This is a genomic window from Bartonella sp. CL63NXGY, assembly GCF_042194905.1.
Taxonomy (GTDB): domain Bacteria; phylum Pseudomonadota; class Alphaproteobacteria; order Rhizobiales; family Rhizobiaceae; genus Bartonella.
The window spans coordinates 114,093-131,957 of sequence record NZ_JBHINK010000002.1 but is presented as its reverse complement, the minus strand read 5'-3'; the positions used below and the strand labels follow the sequence as shown (position 1 = coordinate 131,957).

Sequence of the window (17,865 nt, the reverse complement as noted above, 5' to 3'; positions counted from 1 at the left end):
CTGACGAGATGACTCAACTCAAAAAAGAAATTTATCTTCAATTTTATGAAAAAAAGCATGGAAAAGGTATTTTAATGCTTACTTTCTTTGTCACTTAACTTATAAAATGACGGTAGCCTCAGAACTAAAATATTTTGCCCGCAACAATCGCACACAGATATTTGTCATAGGAAAAAGTCATGCCCAAACGCACAGATATAAAATCTATTCTTATCATCGGAGCAGGACCTATTATCATTGGTCAGGCATGTGAATTTGATTATTCAGGCACTCAAGCCTGTAAAGCATTAAAAGAAGAAGGTTACCGAATTATTTTGGTAAATTCTAATCCTGCCACGATTATGACAGATCCAGATCTAGCTGATGCAACTTATATAGAGCCCATTACTCCTGAAATAGTTGCCAAAATTATTGCTCACGAGCGTCCCGATGCCCTTTTGCCCACTATGGGAGGACAAACAGCCCTCAATACTGCTTTATCATTAAAGCGTATGGGTATTTTAGACCGCTACCATGTTGAAATGATAGGAGCCAATGCTGATGCTATTGATAAAGCTGAAGATCGTGCTTTATTCCGCCAAGCGATGGCAAAAATCGGTTTGGAAACGCCACGCTCTATGTTAGCCAATGCAACAGAACTGAAAGAAGAAAATCGCCAACAACACGCAAAAACGTGTGCTGAACTTAAAGCAAAGCTTTCTGGTGCTGCGCTTGACAAAGCACTCGAAGAACTTGAGCGCAACTGGCGACATACCGAAGCTGATCGCAAACAACATTATATCGCTCATGCAACAGCAAAAGCAGTTCAAGCTCTTGATGTTGTTGGGCTTCCAGCTATTATTCGTCCTTCATTCACCCTTGGTGGAACTGGTGGTGGAATCGCTTATAACCGCTCTGAATTCTATGAAATTATTGAACGTGGGCTTGAAGCTTCACCAACAACAGAAGTATTAATTGAAGAAAGTGTTTTAGGGTGGAAAGAATATGAGATGGAAGTTGTTCGTGATAAGAACGACAACTGTATCATCGTTTGTTCTATTGAAAACATTGATCCAATGGGGATTCATACCGGTGATTCGATCACTGTAGCACCTGCTCTCACCTTAACCGATAAAGAATATCAATGTATGCGTAATGCTTCGATTGCTGTTTTGCGCGAAATTGGTGTTGAAACGGGGGGATCCAATGTACAGTTTGCTGTCAATCCTGAAAATGGGCGCCTCATTGTTATTGAAATGAATCCGCGTGTTTCTCGCTCTTCAGCGCTTGCCTCAAAAGCAACGGGGTTTCCCATTGCCAAAGTAGCGGCTAAACTGGCTGTTGGTTATACACTTGATGAATTAAAAAATGATATCACGGGTGGTGCAACACCAGCATCATTTGAACCTTCTATTGACTATATTGTGACAAAAATTCCTCGTTTTGCGTTCGAAAAATTTCCCGGTTCATCACCTGTCCTCACAACTGCGATGAAATCTGTAGGAGAAGTCATGGCAATTGGACGCACTTTTCAAGAATCGTTACAAAAAGCACTCCGTGGACTTGAAACAGGGCTTACGGGTCTTGATGAAATTGTGATTCCAGAGCATGCTGAAGGTGATGAAAAAAGTTCTATACGCTCAGCCATTGCCATACCAAGCCCTGATCGTCTACGCTATATTGCTCAAGCCATGCGCACAGGCTTACCCTTAAATGAGATTCACCAAATTAGCAAAATTGATCCGTGGTTTTTAGAACAAATAGCCTCCATCATTGAAATGGAGCAGCGTATCCGCATTCATGGATTACCCCAAGATGCAGATAATTTACGTATGTTAAAAGCTATGGGCTTTTCAGATGCGCGATTAGCCTCCCTTACAGGGAAAGAACCCGATTATATCGCAGCTTTACGTAAATCACTGAATGTTAAACACGTCTTCAAACGGATTGATACTTGTGCCGCTGAATTTTCTTCTCCTACAGCCTATATGTATTCAACATATGAAGTTCCCTTTGCAGGTGTAGAGCACTCGGAAGCACACGTTTCTGAACGCAAAAAAATTGCTATTTTAGGCGGTGGACCAAACCGCATTGGGCAAGGTATTGAATTTGATTACTGTTGCTGCCACGCTGCTTTTGCACTGCGTGATGCAGGATTTGAAGCGATTATGATTAACTGTAATCCTGAAACAGTTTCAACCGACTATGATACCTCTGATCGCCTTTACTTTGAATCTTTAACAACAGAAGACGTTATCGCTATTTTAGAAGCAGAACAGGAAAAAGGAGATTTGGTTGGAGTCATCGTCCAATTTGGCGGACAAACACCCTTGAAATTGGCAAGCGCTCTAGAAAAACACAATATCCCCATCCTAGGTACTTCACCTGACGCTATCGACTTAGCAGAAGATAGAGACCGCTTTCAAAAACTGTTATTTAAACTTAATTTAACACAACCTCAAAATGGTATTGCCCACTCCATTGAACAAGCACGCCTCATTGCCCACGAACTAGGCTTCCCTTTGGTTGTACGTCCCTCTTATGTTTTAGGAGGACGTGCTATGCAAATTATTCGTGATGAACGTAGCTTACAAAATTATTTACTTGAGAGTGTCCCTGAATTAATTTCAGAAGATATCAAAGTCCGTTATCCTAACGACACAACAGGACAAATCAATATATTGCTTGGTAAAAATCCGCTTCTCTTTGATACCTATTTAACAGAAGCAATTGAAGTAGATGTTGATTGTCTATGTGATGGTAACGAAACACTAATCGTTGGTATTATGGAACATATTGAAGAAGCTGGTATCCACTCTGGTGATTCAGCATGTTCTCTACCAGTCCATACGCTCTCAAATAAAATAGTTACTGAATTAGAGCGTCAAACCAAAGCATTAGCACAAGCACTTCATGTTCGCGGCTTAATGAATGTACAATATGCTATAAAAGATGACACCATTTATGTCTTAGAAGTCAATCCCCGTGCTTCACGTACTGTCCCATTTGTTGCAAAAACGATTGGTCGCCCTATTGCTAAAATGGCTGCACGTATTATGGCAGGAGAAACGCTTCATGATGCTCTTCAGGCTTATGGTGGATTACCTTCTTTGCAAAAAAAACAACATATTGCCGTCAAGGAAGCAGTATTTCCTTTTGCTCGTTTTTCAGGTGTTGATACACTTCTTGGTCCAGAAATGCGCTCAACCGGTGAAGTTATGGGACTTGACTATGAATTTTCGCTTGCTTTTGCTAAAGCCCAACTTGGAGCTGGTGTAAAACTCCCTAAAGAGGGAACTTTGTTCGTTTCTGTAAGAGATGAAGATAAAAAACGCATCTTAAATCCTGTAAAACGTTTAACTGAGCTTGGCTTTTCTGTTGTCGCCACAAGTGGAACACAAAAATTTCTCACCGAACACCACGTTGAAGCAAAAAAAATTAACAAAGTTCTAGAGGGACACCCCCATATTGAAGACGCTATTCGTAATCGCAAAATTCAATTGATTTTTAATACAACTAGCACGGCCAGTGCCATCTCAGACTCAAAATCATTACGTTATGCAGCCCTCATGCAAAATGTTCCCTATTATACAACAATAGCTGGAGCCGAAGCCGTTGTAGAAGCGATCAAAGCACTCAAAAAAAGGCGCCTTGAAGTACGTTCACTACAAAGTTATTTCAGTTGAATTTTTCTACTTAACAAAATGTACACTGTTTTCTTATTTTTTCTTTATATAAAAATTGATTAAGACTTGCTTTTTGTTCCAAAAACTTTTATAGAGGTTTCATCGAATTTTCGGTTACGTGACTTTCTTTCCTGTGCAATCTGCACTTTCGACGAAACTTCTCCCACCTAATTTCGATCTACAACCGTATTGAAGAAATGAAAGCTTCAATACTCAATATAATTATATATTCTAAGGAGTTTCCTATGTCTACAGGAACAGTTAAGTGGTTTAATACAACAAAAGGTTTCGGATTCATTCAACCTAGTGATGGTAGTGCAGATGTATTTGTACACATTTCTGCTGTCGAGCGTTCTGGTCTAAACAGTCTTAATGAAGGGCAAAAAATTTCTTATGATGTTCTTCAAGATCGTCGTTCAGGAAAATTTGCCGCTGGTAACCTTGCAGCCCTTTAAAGTTTAAATTCTGCAATATTTTACTTAAAAATCTTCGTCTGTAATGACGAAGATTTTTTTTATTTTGTATAAAGCATCATTTTACCTTGTTAACATAAAAGACTGCTTATCTCCTTTGCACAATTTATCCCCCCCTTATACTTCCTCAAAACTTTCATAAAATCTACAAAGAGATTATCTTGTGAAATCTCAAAAAAGAAGAATATAAAGCCCGTGTAAGAGTATTTTAGAAGTTTTTTATTGCATACAATATAATCTCTTATAGAATATCCTTAAAGCAATAACCATTTGTTGATATAATATAAGGATTTAAAATTATGGCTTTTATTGCCGACAAACTGTCTCTTATCAAACCTTCTGCAACAATAGCTGCTTCTCAAAAGGCCCGCCATTTAAAAGCATTAGGGCGCAATGTTATTGCTTTAAGTGCTGGAGAGCCAGACTTTGATACCCCAGACAACATCAAAAACGCGGCTATTGAAGCTATTCGAAGAGGAGAAACAAAATACCCTCCCATATCTGGAATTCCAGAATTGCGCCAAGCAATTTCTGCAAAGTTTAAAAGAGAAAATAACCTTCTTTACCAACCAGAACAAATTATTGTTGGTACCGGTGGAAAACAAATTCTCTTTAATGCATTCATGGCAACTTTGAATAAAGGAGATGAGGTCATCATTCCATCCCCTTATTGGGTTAGTTATCCAGAAATGGTCGCACTCAACGATGGTACGCCTGTCTTTTTAGAAACAAAAGCCGAATTTTCTTATAAACTCCAACCCCAAGAGCTAGAAGCTGCCATTACCCCCAAAACCAAATGGTTCATCTTTAACTCTCCTTCAAATCCATCAGGTGCTGCTTATACACATAATGAATTGAAAAAACTCACAGATGTTTTAGTAAAATATCCTCATGTTTATATCCTTTCCGATGATATATATGAACATCTCACATATGAGGGTTTTACCTTTGTTACTCCAACTCAAGTAGAACCAGCGCTTTATGAGCGTACACTCACAATGAATGGTGTTTCTAAAGCCTATGCGATGACGGGATGGAGAATCGGCTATGCAGGCGGACCACAAGAATTAATTAAAGCCATGGATACCATTCAAGGACAGCAAACATCTGGAACAAGTGTCATTTCACAATGGGCTGCGGTTGAAGCACTCAACGGGCCACAAGACTTTATTGCTAAAAATAAAAGTATTTTTCAAACACGCCGTGATCTCGTTGTCTCCATGCTAAATCAAGCTCCTGGCATTCACTGTCCAACGCCTGAGGGTGCTTTCTATGTTTATCCTTCTTGCTCCGGAATTATTGGAAAGAAAACACCTAACGGCCAATGTATTACCAATGATGAGGACTTCGCCATAGCGCTTCTAGAAACAGAAGCTGTTGCTGTCGTCCAAGGATCTGCTTTTGGACTTGGATCAGCTTTTCGTATTTCTTATGCAACATCAGAAGAATTACTTGAAGAAGCTTGTATACGTATACAGCGCTTTTGCAACAGTCTAATTTAAAATTTTTAAATATCATCTCTTGTGATTGTTTTTACCGAATGTCAGTATATCCGAGAAAATATCGGAAACTGTGTCATGGTCTAAATCTATCGATTCAGCAAAAATATCTATGAATAAACACAAAAATAGAGGCTGTAGATAAAGATCAAAAAAATCTAGCTATCAAATAAATGAATCGGTCTATCATAAGAGATGAAAAACCTATTCTGCTTTCTCCATTCAATTTATAACTCTAAAAAAGACCGAGCGCTTTTAAACACAATTGCCCTTATAATCAAAGGCCCTTACAATAAAATCTCTTCTATTTCTCAGCTTCTTCTTCGTCCTAAAATGAAGAAGAAGCCACCTCCCATCGTTGTGTAAGCAATCCAGTTTCCTTTAAGTTCTATCTAATAACTACTTGATTTACTTCATAGGCTTTATGAACAAGACCTGCCTTAAATATTCACCTCACACTCTAATAAAAAGCACTTCATGTATAAGGTTTTAAATATTTTATATCACACCCCTAAAAGACAGACTTTTATGGTATAACAGGATAAATCTCTCTTAAACTCCTCATTGAATTTTAGTATTCTTAAAAAATTGTTGGATATCCACAAGTTTCGAAATTTTTGCCTTATCATCTTCCCATATATTGCAATTTCTAAGGACTCTTTCAAAAATAATAAAAAAAAGCCGGACATATTGTCCGGCAAATTTGGAAAATCTTCAGAGATAAAATCAATCTGATAGATCTTCGTAAGGGAACACTCAAGAAAACGCACTGGGAGGCAACATAATCAAGAGATAGCATTCTATGTCATTTTATAAGAAAAAGCACAATAAAGACTTAAGCGTATCTGCTATGCAATAAACACATAGCTTTAAATTTGTCTCCATTATGTAGCACTCTCTTTAATTAAATATAAAAATGTAAGCTACACCATCACACGATTGTTCATTATATAATAGCTCTCACGTTTGCTAGCATTTGTAAAAAAACATTTATCCCTTTTTTCAAAAATATTTACCCGCGCAGACTCCCTCCACTTTTAATGTGCAACGAATAATTTTAATTGATTCAATATGAGCAAATTTGAAACGAAAGAATATTACGGGAGTCTCAAGTTGCAAAACAGCTAATTGTTCCTTATAAATTAAGACATTAATATTAAAAAGACCACTGACGGGCTTTTAAAAAAATATAATCTCGAAAAGCATTTAACCTTGCCAAATTCTTTAAATTATAAGGATAACAAAAAAAAGTATCAAAAGAAGGAATATCAACCATATCAGGAAAAAGACGCACCAAATGCTCATCATTATTGACGATATAATCAGGAAGCACAGCAATCCCAAGATCACGCATAAGCGCATTCTTTATTGAGATGATATTGTTGATTTGTAGAACTGAAACGCGCAATGATCCATCACTTCTACCAGCCTTTTCCAACCAATTTAAACCAGACAAATAAGGTGGAACAGGTTCACCGAACGAAATAATACGATGCTCATCGAGATCAGATAATTTTTCCGGCTTTCCATAATTTGCAATATACTTTTCCGAAGCATAAACATGCATATGAATTGTAAAGAGTTTTCTTTGTATAAGATCAGGTTGTTTGGGTTGATGTAAGCGAACAGCACAATCCGCATGACACATTGTCAAATCAAGCTCTTCATCGGAAAGCAAAAGCTGAACCTGCATATCAGGATAAAGACTAAGAAATTCTGGCATACGCTCTGCAATCCACCCTGCCCCCATTCCAAAGGTCGAGGTCACACGCAAGTGCCCCGTTGGTTTTGCATAGCTTTCACTTAATTGCAAACGCACACTTTCAAGCTTCATCAAAACATCATGAGCTGTACGATAAAGAGTTTCTCCCTGTTCTGTAAGAATCAAACCACGCGCATGACGTTGAAATAAGGATACCCCAACCTCTTGTTCTAAAGCCGAAACCTGTCGTGAAACGGCTGATTGAGATAAATGAAGTTTTTGAGCAGCATGCGTAAAAGATCCCGCTTCTGCTGCAGCGTGAAAAACCCTTAACTTATCCCAATCCAACGGTGGCGCCACAATTAATTCTACCTCTATATTCTCTATTTTCTCAATGAGTTACTAACGCTTGGATATATCCAAAAACCGTTCTGCTTCCAACGCTGCCATACATCCTCTTCCCGCAGCTGTTACAGCTTGGCGGAATGTTTCATCTGTCACATCCCCAGCAGCAAAAACACCAGCAATGCTTGTTGCTGTTGAGTCCGGTGCTGTCCATAAATAGCCGCCTCGTTTTTGTTTCAGCTGTCCTTCAAACAGAGAAACAGCAGGATCATGCCCAATGGCAATAAATATGCCCTCTGCATTCACTTTCATCTCATGACCTGTCTTAACATTTTTCAGACGTGCCCCTGTTACAACAGCGCCCATTGAATCTTGAGCTGGCAGCCCCAGAATTTCTTCAACCACATGATCCCAAAAAACACGCACATTATTACAAGCCAGCAACCTATCTTGCAAAATTTTTTCTGCCCGAAACTGCCCCCGCCTGTGAACCACGCTTACACTCTTAGCCAAATGCGATAAATAAAGTGCTTCTTCAACAGCCGTATTTCCTCCTCCCACGACAATAACGTCCTTATCACGATAAAAAAAGCCATCACATGTAGCACAAGCGGAAACACCTCCGCCCATAAAGGTCTGTTCACTTTCTAAACCAAGCCAGCGTGCTTGAGCTCCTGTTGCAATAATCAGTGCATCACAAGAATATTGTGTTCCTGAATCCCCATATAAGACAAAAGGATACTTCAACAAATCAGCCTTTATAATTGTATCATAGACAATTTTTGTCCCCATATTCTCAGCTTGTTTTGCCATTTGTTCCATCAACCATGGTCCTTGAATGGGATCTGCAAAACCTGGATAATTCTCAACATCAGTTGTAATTGTTAATTGTCCACCCTGCTGCAAGCCCGTCACCAAAACCGGCTTAAGCATTGCTCTTGCTGCATAGATCGCCGCTGTATAACCAGCCGGACCTGAGCCAATAATCAGCAGACGAATATGCGATTGCACCATTAAATCCCCTTCACTTTATTATAAATTAATTATTCTATAAATGATAACGGAATGCAGCCTTTTAAAAAAATATTTTTCAAGAGCTCCAATTATGTTATGTATACTTCTTTTCAAGTTTTATGAAAAGGTCTGATTACCAATTCATCAAGGCACGCTAATGTTACGAATTAATCCTTATCCTATAAAGAGAAAAACGTAAATTCTTATGAGCACAAAACCGTAATAAAAAGAGATACAAAGATAGGGAACGATCATTTTTCAATTTATTATCAATGTCTGTGCACGTTTTGCCTTAATCATGGGAGGAGCAATGCTTTTGCCAATTTTTGTGGATTTGCACGACAACAATCGTAATTGGATAAGCTTTCTCTATTCTTGTGCCATAACCACCATGTTAGCAACGCTGATTCTTTTAGCAACTAAGGGAGCTACTTGTCGTTTTTCAGCACGGCTTGGCTTTATGCTCACTGTTTGTCTTTGGCTTACAGGAAGCATCGTAGGTGCCTTACCTCTTTATCTTTCTCCTCTTCCCATCTCTCTAGCAGGAGCCATTTTTGAATCTGTTTCTGGAATTACAACAACAGGCTCCACAGTCCTTTCTGATCTTGATAATTTATCGCGAAGTATTTTGTTATGGCGTTCCCTTATATGCTGGATTGGGGGCATTGGTTTTATCGGTTTAGCCCTCTTGCTTTTGCCTTCACTGCGTGTGGGTGGCGTGCGACTTTTTCATATGGAATCATCTGATAAATCTGAAAAAATATTGCCTCGCATCAACCAAATTGCTAACGGAATTATCATCGCTTATGTTGGGTTAACATTGGCTTGTATGCTTTCTTATTTTGCTGCAGGCATGAATTTATTTGATGCCATTAACCATGCAATGAGTACAGTAGCAACAGCTGGTTTTTCAACGCATGATGCTTCTTTTGGCTATTTTTCTGATAAACCAGCCATCTTAATTATTTCAACAATCTTCATGTTGCTTTCTGCTTTACCCTTCGTACTTTATGTTAAATTAGTCCTTCCTGGACACTCCAAACGCTTCCTTGACCCACAAGTGATTGTTTTTCTCCATATCGTTCTCCTTTTCAGCTTTGCTTTAGCGGCATGGCTACGGTTTTATGATCATCGCGCATTCCACTTGATTTTCCTTGATGTCATTTTTCACCTTTCATCCATTATTAGTACCACAGGTTATAGCGCTGAAGATTATCAACTTTGGGGACCGTTTGCGCTTGGAATTTTCTTCATTGTTTCTTTTACAGGCGGATGTGCTGGTTCTACTTCTGGTGGCATGAAAATCAATCGCCTCATTATTCTTTGGCGTATTACACAAACAAATATAGAAAAACTTCTTTCTCCTAATGTCGTTGTAAAAGCGCGCTACGATCACTCAAATATATCAAATGATGTTGCTCAAGCCGTTTTGTTTTTTGTCTGTCTTTATATGTTTTGCCTTGTTATCGGCACTGCACTTTTGCTTACAACCGGTCTTGACTTTACCTCTGCCTTTACGGGGGTCTTAACCGCACTTTCAAATGTTGGTCCAGGCTTTGGAGATATTATTGGCCCCACTGGTAATTTCTCTACAATCAACGACCATGCTTTATGGATTTTAAGTTTTCTAATGTTAGCTGGACGCCTTGAAATCATAACAATATTCGTCCTTTTTATTCCCGCTTTCTGGCGTGAACAATTCTAATGCAGAGAGTATTTTATTCTACCATGATAAAAATTTACAAGATAAAAAGGTGTGAACAGTATGCATCATAATATTCACCCCTTACTCAATCCACTGAAGATTTTCTAAAATTTCATACAAATCATCATATCAATGATATAAAAATAATTCAACAAAAACAATCAAATACCAATATTTTCAAAGCCATAACATATAAAACTTCACTTTATTGATCTTCTTTATCAAATAAAGTGGACGCATAGAACATTCTTTTTTACGAATAATCTCTCATGCAAAAAATATGAATATTTGCTGATAAAAGTGTTTTTTCTCTTTAATAGAGTTACCTCCTTATAGAAAAAAATGCTATTATATTACGAACTCACAAGCTTATAAAAAACATCTCACAGTACTCATCACACCCATTCCACGACAGCCTTCATGAAAGATATAAAATGGTCACCATCATTTTTACTTAAATAATAATAAGGTGCAAGTCGGTACTACAAAATAAGATATAAATTAGTACCACCATATTATTTTTTTCTGTTAATGTCGTAACAGCCTGCATTTCAGACAATTTATAAGAAAACTCTTTACACCTTGTCTTCAATAGTTTTTATCCACCACATGCCTTCTTCCGATTGTGATGTGCTAGAGGATAGCTCTCATTGATTTAATATCAACAGATTTGACATAAGAAAATCTTACGCTACTCAAAGCTCTTATTCAAATTGAAAAGGTAAATTATCTATAAAAATCATATATATATATATATATATTGATCTTAAATCCATCTTATCATGAATTTATTGAAAATATGTACGACTATTTTATCCATGGAGATAGCATCATTATCTTTTTAAGACAAGAAAACGTTTTTTTGCTATCTATTTAAGTCTTACAAAACGAACAATATCAGTACGACACCGTATAAGATAGTGCATAAATCCCCAGACTTGAGTTAAAGCATTATTTTCTTATTCTAAAATATCAATGAATAAAAGTAGCTTTCCTCTCTCCTAGTATGCTTTATCATAAACTACATATCGCTCTCAAGCGTATACATTTTTAATCTTTTATCCAAAATTTTGGGAACTTTTTATAGTGTTCTACTAAAGACAATATAAATTTTGTAAAATAACATTTATATCATTGAGCTGTTTTCTTGATGACTATGAAAAACCTTTAAGGAAAATACTTTTTATCATCCCTCAAGAAGATTTTTGATATCATATCAAAGTGTTTTTTCCGCAAACAGTTCTTTGTAAACACTTTCAATCTTGCTTGCCTCTTTTTCCAAAGGAAAGTGAGTACGAACATGGGTTAAAGCTTTCTTTCCGGCTGCCAATGTTTTTTCCACATCAGAAAAATAAGGTTCAATTGCTGCGGTTAAAGCCGAACCATCTCCTGCTTTTACAACTGTTCCTGTCGCTTCTACAACCAATTCTTTATAAGCTCCTGCATCACTCGTTACAACCGCAACCTGTGATGCCATTGCTTCTAATGGCGTTAAACCGAAACCTTCTGTACGAGAAGGTGCAACATAAAGTGTTAAACGACGATACCACAAAGGGATGTCCAGAATCTCACCAAGAAAAATAATGCGATCATCCAGACCAGCTTTAGCAATCTTTTGGCGTAACTCTTTTTCAAAATGATAATATTGCTCTGTCGTACGACCAGCGATAAGTGCTGTCCATTCGGGGTAATCAGGCAATAATGCTATCATGGCATCAACAAATAAATCTGTTCCCTTTGAGTAGCGCAGACGCCCAAAACATCCTACCGCATATTTTCCTGGAAATCCTGTCGAAGAAAAGCAATCATCAAAAGTCTGTGGTGGAGTAAAACGCCTCACATCCACCCCATGCATAATAACCTTATGAGGCACTTCTAGATAAGCGCCCGTACGTGTACTGGTAGCTATAACCCTATCCATACAGCGAATCAACCATTTGGTAAAAGGCTTATGATGACGTTGTGAAGCCGAAGTAAAGATGAGTTTAAGCTTCATTCGCAAAACATCGCGTAAAAAGATCCCACAAAGCATCTCAATATTGCGTCGTGCATGCCAAATACGAAATGGCTTCCCTTTCGGACTTTTCCAAAGTCCGAAAAGGTCCCTAAAGGCAAGAGCCGGTAAAGTTTGTGGTAAACCAAACCCCAAAGTGGATATACGCATACCCTGTTCGCGTTGCATTGGAATAAGCTGAATAATCGTAGATGTTACTCCCGACAAACGCCTTTTAAAGTGAGGCGCAATAACCTCAGTTTCGTCCAAAGATACACGCATAATAATCCATATGTTATTTAGATGTACTGAACCTTAATGATCTCATAATTATGCGCACCACCTGGTGCATTCACCTCAATCACATCACCTTCTTGCTTGCCAATAAGTGCACGTGCGATAGGCGAAGAAATAGAGATTTTACCAACCTTTACATCAGCTTCTTGATCTCCTACGATCTGATACACTTTTTTTTCTTCAGTGTCCTCATCCAAGAGTTTAATGGTTGCGCCAAATTTTATTTTGTCACCTGAAAGACGCGAGACATCTATAACTTCTGCTCGCGCGATATAATCTTCAAGCTCATTTATACGCCCCTCATTATGACTTTGCGCTTCTTTAGCTGCGTGATACTCAGCATTTTCGGATAAATCACCATGCGCACGCGCTTCAGAAATTGCTTCAATAATTCGCGGACGCTCCTGTTGTTGACGCCAACGCAACTCTTCTTTAAGACTCTCAAAACCAGCTGTAGTCATCGGAACTTTTTCCATAATCCGTCCCTTTCTATTACACGGAAGGTTTAATAAAAATACAAAAAACGGCTTCCAAAATTACTTTTGGAATCCGAAAACTACGATCTTTTTTATTATATAGTACAGTATCGCTGTTTTCCATACAAAAATAAATAAAGGAAACAAAACATGCACAAATAGTGATTAAAACATCTCATTTTGGTGTTTAAAACGTTAAACTTCACTATTCTCTTTAAAAGTGTCCTAAAGAAGAAAGAATTGTATTTTTTTCTGTTTTATCATAATCTAGTAAAAGAAATCATATGGGATATGAAGAGAGAAGGATAGAAAATCTCTAAAGAAATTCTTTACAGAAAAATGAAAAAAATCGTCATTTTTTTTATGTTTGGCTCTTTCTTTTTAGCCACAACAATATCAGAGGCAGCAGATGCTTTTGTTACGAGAAATCTTAATTTTAGAACAGGTCCCAGCACTCAGTATGCGCTTTGCGGCTTAATCTCTGCTGGAGAATTGGTTTTTGTTAAAAACTGTGAAGGAAATTGGTGCCATATCCGATATAACACTCAAATAGGTTGGGTGTCATCTCGTTATCTTTCATTTAAAGATGGAAACGATCTTTATCACACATATACAATGTCTTTAGTGCCCAAACATACCGATTATTCTCCATAACAGCCATAATAACTTATGCCCTCTTGAATATCATCATGGCAAAAATGCAATAGTGTCCACGAACAACCACAAATATGCCCCCTCCAAAGAAATACTTCAAAGAACTCGTCTCATGAAAAACTTGATCAATATCCTAATGAAAGCTCTAATAAACCAAAATAAATCTGTTCAATAACGTTTTGCTGTTGTCGTAATAAATTTGTAAAAATTAGTATTTTCTTTAAAATCACCAACACTTTTCTATCAAAGGATACAACAATGAAAAATGGTGTTACTGCAACAGTAGAAGCTCTTTCTGCTCTTATTGCTTCAGGTAATCCTCTTTTTAAGAATGGTGCATTATGGACACCTCACCGCCCTGTTCGTCCTGAAAAGTCTGAAGGTGGTATTCCATTTCAACTCGAAACATCTTTTAAACCCGCGGGAGATCAACCTCAAGCCATTAAAACTCTGATTGAGGGAATTGAAAAAAATGAACGTACACAAGTGCTTTTGGGTGTTACCGGCTCAGGAAAAACCTATACAATGGCCAATATCATTGAAAAAACACAGCGTCCAGCTTTAATCTTAGCACCAAATAAAACTCTAGCAGCGCAGCTTTACGGTGAATTTAAAAGTTTTTTTCCCCATAATGCCGTCGAATATTTTGTTTCCTATTATGACTATTATCAGCCAGAAGCCTACGTTGCACGCTCTGATACCTATATTGAAAAAGAATCCTCAATTAATGAACAAATCGACCGGATGCGTCATGCTGCAACACGCGCCGTCTTAGAGCGTGATGACGTTATTATCGTCGCCTCTGTCTCCTGCATATACGGAATTGGTTCCGTAGAAACCTATACGGCCATGACCTTCCAAATAGCAAAAGGGGACAAACTCAATCAACGAACACTCTTGGCTGATTTAGTCTCTCAACAGTATTATCGACAAGATATCAATTTCATTCGTGGTTCCTTTCGTGTACGAGGGGATACAATCGAAATTTTCCCTGCCCACCTCGAAGATCGTGCTTGGCGTATTTCGCTCTTTGGCGATGAAGTGGAAACAATTACGGAATTCGATCCTCTCACCGGACAAAAAACAGGCGATCTTCAATCGATTAAAATTTATGCCAATTCACACTATGTAATACCGCGACCAACACTCAATCAAGCAATGAAAGCCATCAAAATGGAACTCGTTCAACGCCTCGATGAGTTGAACGCAGCTGGACGTCTTTTAGAAGCACAACGTTTAGAACAACGTACAATTTTTGATTTAGAAATGTTAGAAACCACCGGTTCATGCGCCGGAATAGAAAATTATTCACGTTATTTAACAGGACGAAAACCCGGAGAACCACCACCAACCTTATTCGAATATATTCCAAATAATGCTCTTGTTTTTATCGATGAAAGCCACGTAACTATTCCCCAAATTGGTGGTATGTACCGAGGTGACTTTCGTAGAAAAGCAACACTAGCAGAATATGGTTTTCGCCTCCCTTCTTGTATGGATAACCGTCCTTTGCGCTTTGAAGAATGGGATGCCATGCGCCCACAAACGATTGCTGTCTCCGCAACACCTGGACGCTGGGAAATAGAACAATCTCACGGCACTTTTGCGGAACAAGTTATTCGCCCAACAGGGCTGGTTGACCCACCAACAGAGGTTCGTCCAGCCAAAAATCAAGTCGATGATGTTGTGAATGAAATTCGTAAAACAATTCAAAAAGGCTACCGTACATTGGTGACAGTTCTCACAAAGCGTATGGCCGAGGACTTAACTGAATATCTCCACGAACAAGATATTCGTGTACGCTATATGCATTCTGACATTGATACATTAGAACGCATTGAAATTCTACGCGATCTTCGGCTTGGCACCTTTGATGTCCTGATCGGTATCAACTTGCTCCGAGAAGGCTTAGATATTCCAGAATGTGGTTTTGTTGCCATTCTAGATGCCGATAAAGAGGGCTTTTTGCGCTCTGAAACTTCCCTCATACAAACAATCGGACGTGCTGCACGTAACGTAGATGGCCGTGTTATCCTCTATGCAGATACGATCACTGGTTCCATAGAACGAGCCTTACAGGAGACACAAAGACGTCGACAAAAACAAATAGCCTATAATGAAGAACACCATATCACACCGAAAAGTATCAAAAAAAATATCGGAGATATTCTCAATTTAGGCGATGAAAACAACCATGTTCGTACAAATATCCCTGATGTTATCGAGAAAAAAAATATAGTTGGCAACAATTTAGCATCTCATATTAAACACCTTGAAAAATTAATGCATGAAGCAGCTGCTGATCTTAATTTTGAAGAAGCAGCGCGACTTCGCGATGAAATCAAACAATTACAAAAGATAGAACTAGAACTTGCAGAAAATCCCTTAACACATCATAGCGAACAATCCACCCATGAGCCCGTGTTACAACAAAGTCTTTTCTCCAAACCAGACCTTGCACACATGGGACCAACCATGGACACTGGTATTTTGGAAAATCAAAAAGGAAAATCTCGTAAAAACACCCCTAATCAAGCAACAATAAAACGAAAAAAACGCAATCAATGAAGGAGTAAGAAATTTCAAACCGCATAAAATAATCTTCAGCTCTTCTAAAAAAGACTAAGGTTCAAAAGCAAACAGCATTATTCGAAAAATAGACAACCTCCAACATCAAGGGTGCTCCAATTTGTCTAAAACAACATAAGAAAGAACATTTTACAAAAAATTCCAAAATATATTATTTTATACAGTTATACTCTGATATTTAACTCAATATTATCGATCCTTACAAAAAAATATTCAAATAGGTCACTGTTCTATAACACAAATAAAGTAAAATAAGACTTTCTCATAGAACCATAAGACTATGATAAAAAATGATAACTTTGTATTCATACACCTATTGTTCAATTCATATTGTACCAAACAATAAAAAAGTACCAATAAATAAAGATTTTATATCCCATAGTAAAAAATCTGGTACTCTCAATACAAATTTATTAATTAACCTCAAGCAGAGTACATTAATTGAAATCAAAATTCTGTTATGATTTTATTGTACTGTCTCCGTGGTAGATTTAACTAAATGAATTTTTATTTTTTTGTCACAATAAAGTCCAAAATTGTTCAGGCTCTATTCAGTTTGAAACGTGTAGGATGTGAAAAATACGAATTTACACAAGGAGCATCATTATGAAAAAAGTGATCAGGTTAGCGGTATTATCAGCAATGTCAACTGTGACCGTTTTGATGCCGCTAAATGCAACGCTTGCGAATATGGCATGGAATCGTAGTGACTCTATCTCGAGAGAAATAGATGATATGATGAGGAAGATGCGTAAAGAAACAGATGATGCGATAAGGGAAATAAGGAAGAAAGCTGATATCCCGCCTTGCGGTTTTTCTCGCTCCCATTGTTCTGATAGAAAACGTGGCTTTTTTTCTGATGATTTCCAAAAGTTTGTTGATGATTTCCACAAGCGTTTTGAAGACGGCAAAAGAAGATTTAAAGCCGAACATGAAAGGTTTGTAGCCAAACATAGTAAGACGGAACAACAACACCATCATCACCACCACCACCATTATCATTATATTGAAAACAAAACGTATCATTACGTCGAGCGCAAAAAAACAAAACACCGTAATGTTCATATAGACAACTCAAGAGATGCTGTAGTAATGGGTATTCTTGGTCTTGCAACAGGTACGATTCTTGGTACAGTTTTAAAAAAACCAGAACAGCCACAAGTTGTTTATAAAACCGTACCACAACATCAAATTGTATATCAACAGGTTCCACAAGAACAGATAATTTATGAAGCTCCGCAAACGGTGAAATATGAGCCAGTACAACAATCATGGGAATCTGATTGGCTTAACTATTGCAAGAAAAAATACCGTTCTTTCAACCCTAAAACAGGAACTTTCCGAGACCGTAATGGTTTGGAACACGTTTGTTATGCCCCAATAAATTAACTTCTGTTCCGCCCTACTAAAAAGTCTTAAATGGCACAAAAAAACGCTTCAAAGCGTTTTTTTG

11 protein-coding genes are annotated in these 17,865 nt (G+C 37.8%); 7 read left to right on the top strand and 4 right to left on the bottom strand.

All coding sequences use genetic code 11. The features are described from left to right. Positions 1-179 precede the first annotated feature (179 nt). From carB to ACFIK0_RS01670, 3 genes are all read left to right on the top strand, one after another. A complete protein-coding gene (carB, locus tag ACFIK0_RS01680; protein WP_273791215.1) occupies positions 180-3,665 on the top strand; it encodes a carbamoyl-phosphate synthase large subunit in 3,486 nt (1,161 codons plus the stop codon). A gap of 245 nt (positions 3,666-3,910) precedes the next feature. Beyond that, complete coding sequence (locus ACFIK0_RS01675) at positions 3,911-4,120, top strand: cold-shock protein (RefSeq protein WP_012754908.1); 210 nt, start codon at positions 3,911-3,913, stop codon at positions 4,118-4,120. Positions 4,121-4,437: 317 nt separating this feature from the next. Then, entirely contained in the window at positions 4,438-5,640 is a 1,203-nt protein-coding gene (locus ACFIK0_RS01670; protein ID WP_375663389.1) for a pyridoxal phosphate-dependent aminotransferase, read from the top strand. A 1,153-nt stretch (positions 5,641-6,793) separates the two neighbouring features. Here ACFIK0_RS01670 and ACFIK0_RS01665 read toward each other — a convergent pair. Continuing rightward, entirely contained in the window at positions 6,794-7,699 is a 906-nt protein-coding gene (locus tag ACFIK0_RS01665) for a LysR family transcriptional regulator (RefSeq protein WP_273791217.1), read from the bottom strand. A gap of 42 nt (positions 7,700-7,741) precedes the next feature. Continuing rightward, on the bottom strand, positions 7,742-8,698 hold the full coding sequence (gene trxB, locus ACFIK0_RS01660; RefSeq protein ID WP_375643115.1) for a thioredoxin-disulfide reductase: 957 nt from the start codon (positions 8,696-8,698) through the stop codon (positions 7,742-7,744). A 310-nt stretch (positions 8,699-9,008) separates the two neighbouring features. Here trxB and ACFIK0_RS01655 point away from each other — a divergent pair, with 310 nt between their 5' ends. After that, complete coding sequence (locus ACFIK0_RS01655; protein ID WP_375637398.1) at positions 9,009-10,403, top strand: TrkH family potassium uptake protein; 1,395 nt, start codon at positions 9,009-9,011, stop codon at positions 10,401-10,403. A gap of 1,216 nt (positions 10,404-11,619) precedes the next feature. On the opposite strand, the gene ACFIK0_RS01650 is transcribed toward ACFIK0_RS01655, so the two are convergent. Both ACFIK0_RS01650 and greA read right to left on the bottom strand, forming a co-directional pair. Further along, positions 11,620-12,678, bottom strand: a complete 1,059-nt coding sequence (locus tag ACFIK0_RS01650; protein WP_273791220.1) for a glycosyltransferase family 4 protein — start codon at positions 12,676-12,678, stop codon at positions 11,620-11,622. A 17-nt stretch (positions 12,679-12,695) separates the two neighbouring features. After that, the gene (greA, locus tag ACFIK0_RS01645; RefSeq protein WP_007347010.1) at positions 12,696-13,169 is read right to left on the bottom strand and encodes a transcription elongation factor GreA; all 474 of its coding nucleotides are present in this window, start codon (positions 13,167-13,169) and stop codon (positions 12,696-12,698) included. A 339-nt stretch (positions 13,170-13,508) separates the two neighbouring features. Here greA and ACFIK0_RS01640 point away from each other — a divergent pair, with 339 nt between their 5' ends. From ACFIK0_RS01640 to ACFIK0_RS01630, 3 genes are all read left to right on the top strand, one after another. Next, on the top strand, positions 13,509-13,823 hold the full coding sequence (locus tag ACFIK0_RS01640; protein ID WP_375630822.1) for an SH3 domain-containing protein: 315 nt from the start codon (positions 13,509-13,511) through the stop codon (positions 13,821-13,823). Between the two features lie 258 nt (positions 13,824-14,081). Further along, positions 14,082-16,391, top strand: a complete 2,310-nt coding sequence (gene uvrB, locus ACFIK0_RS01635) for an excinuclease ABC subunit UvrB (RefSeq protein WP_375663388.1) — start codon at positions 14,082-14,084, stop codon at positions 16,389-16,391. 627 nt (positions 16,392-17,018) lie between these two features. Next, positions 17,019-17,801, top strand: a complete 783-nt coding sequence (locus tag ACFIK0_RS01630) for a BA14K family protein (RefSeq protein ID WP_375657738.1) — start codon at positions 17,019-17,021, stop codon at positions 17,799-17,801. Positions 17,802-17,865 lie beyond the last annotated feature (64 nt).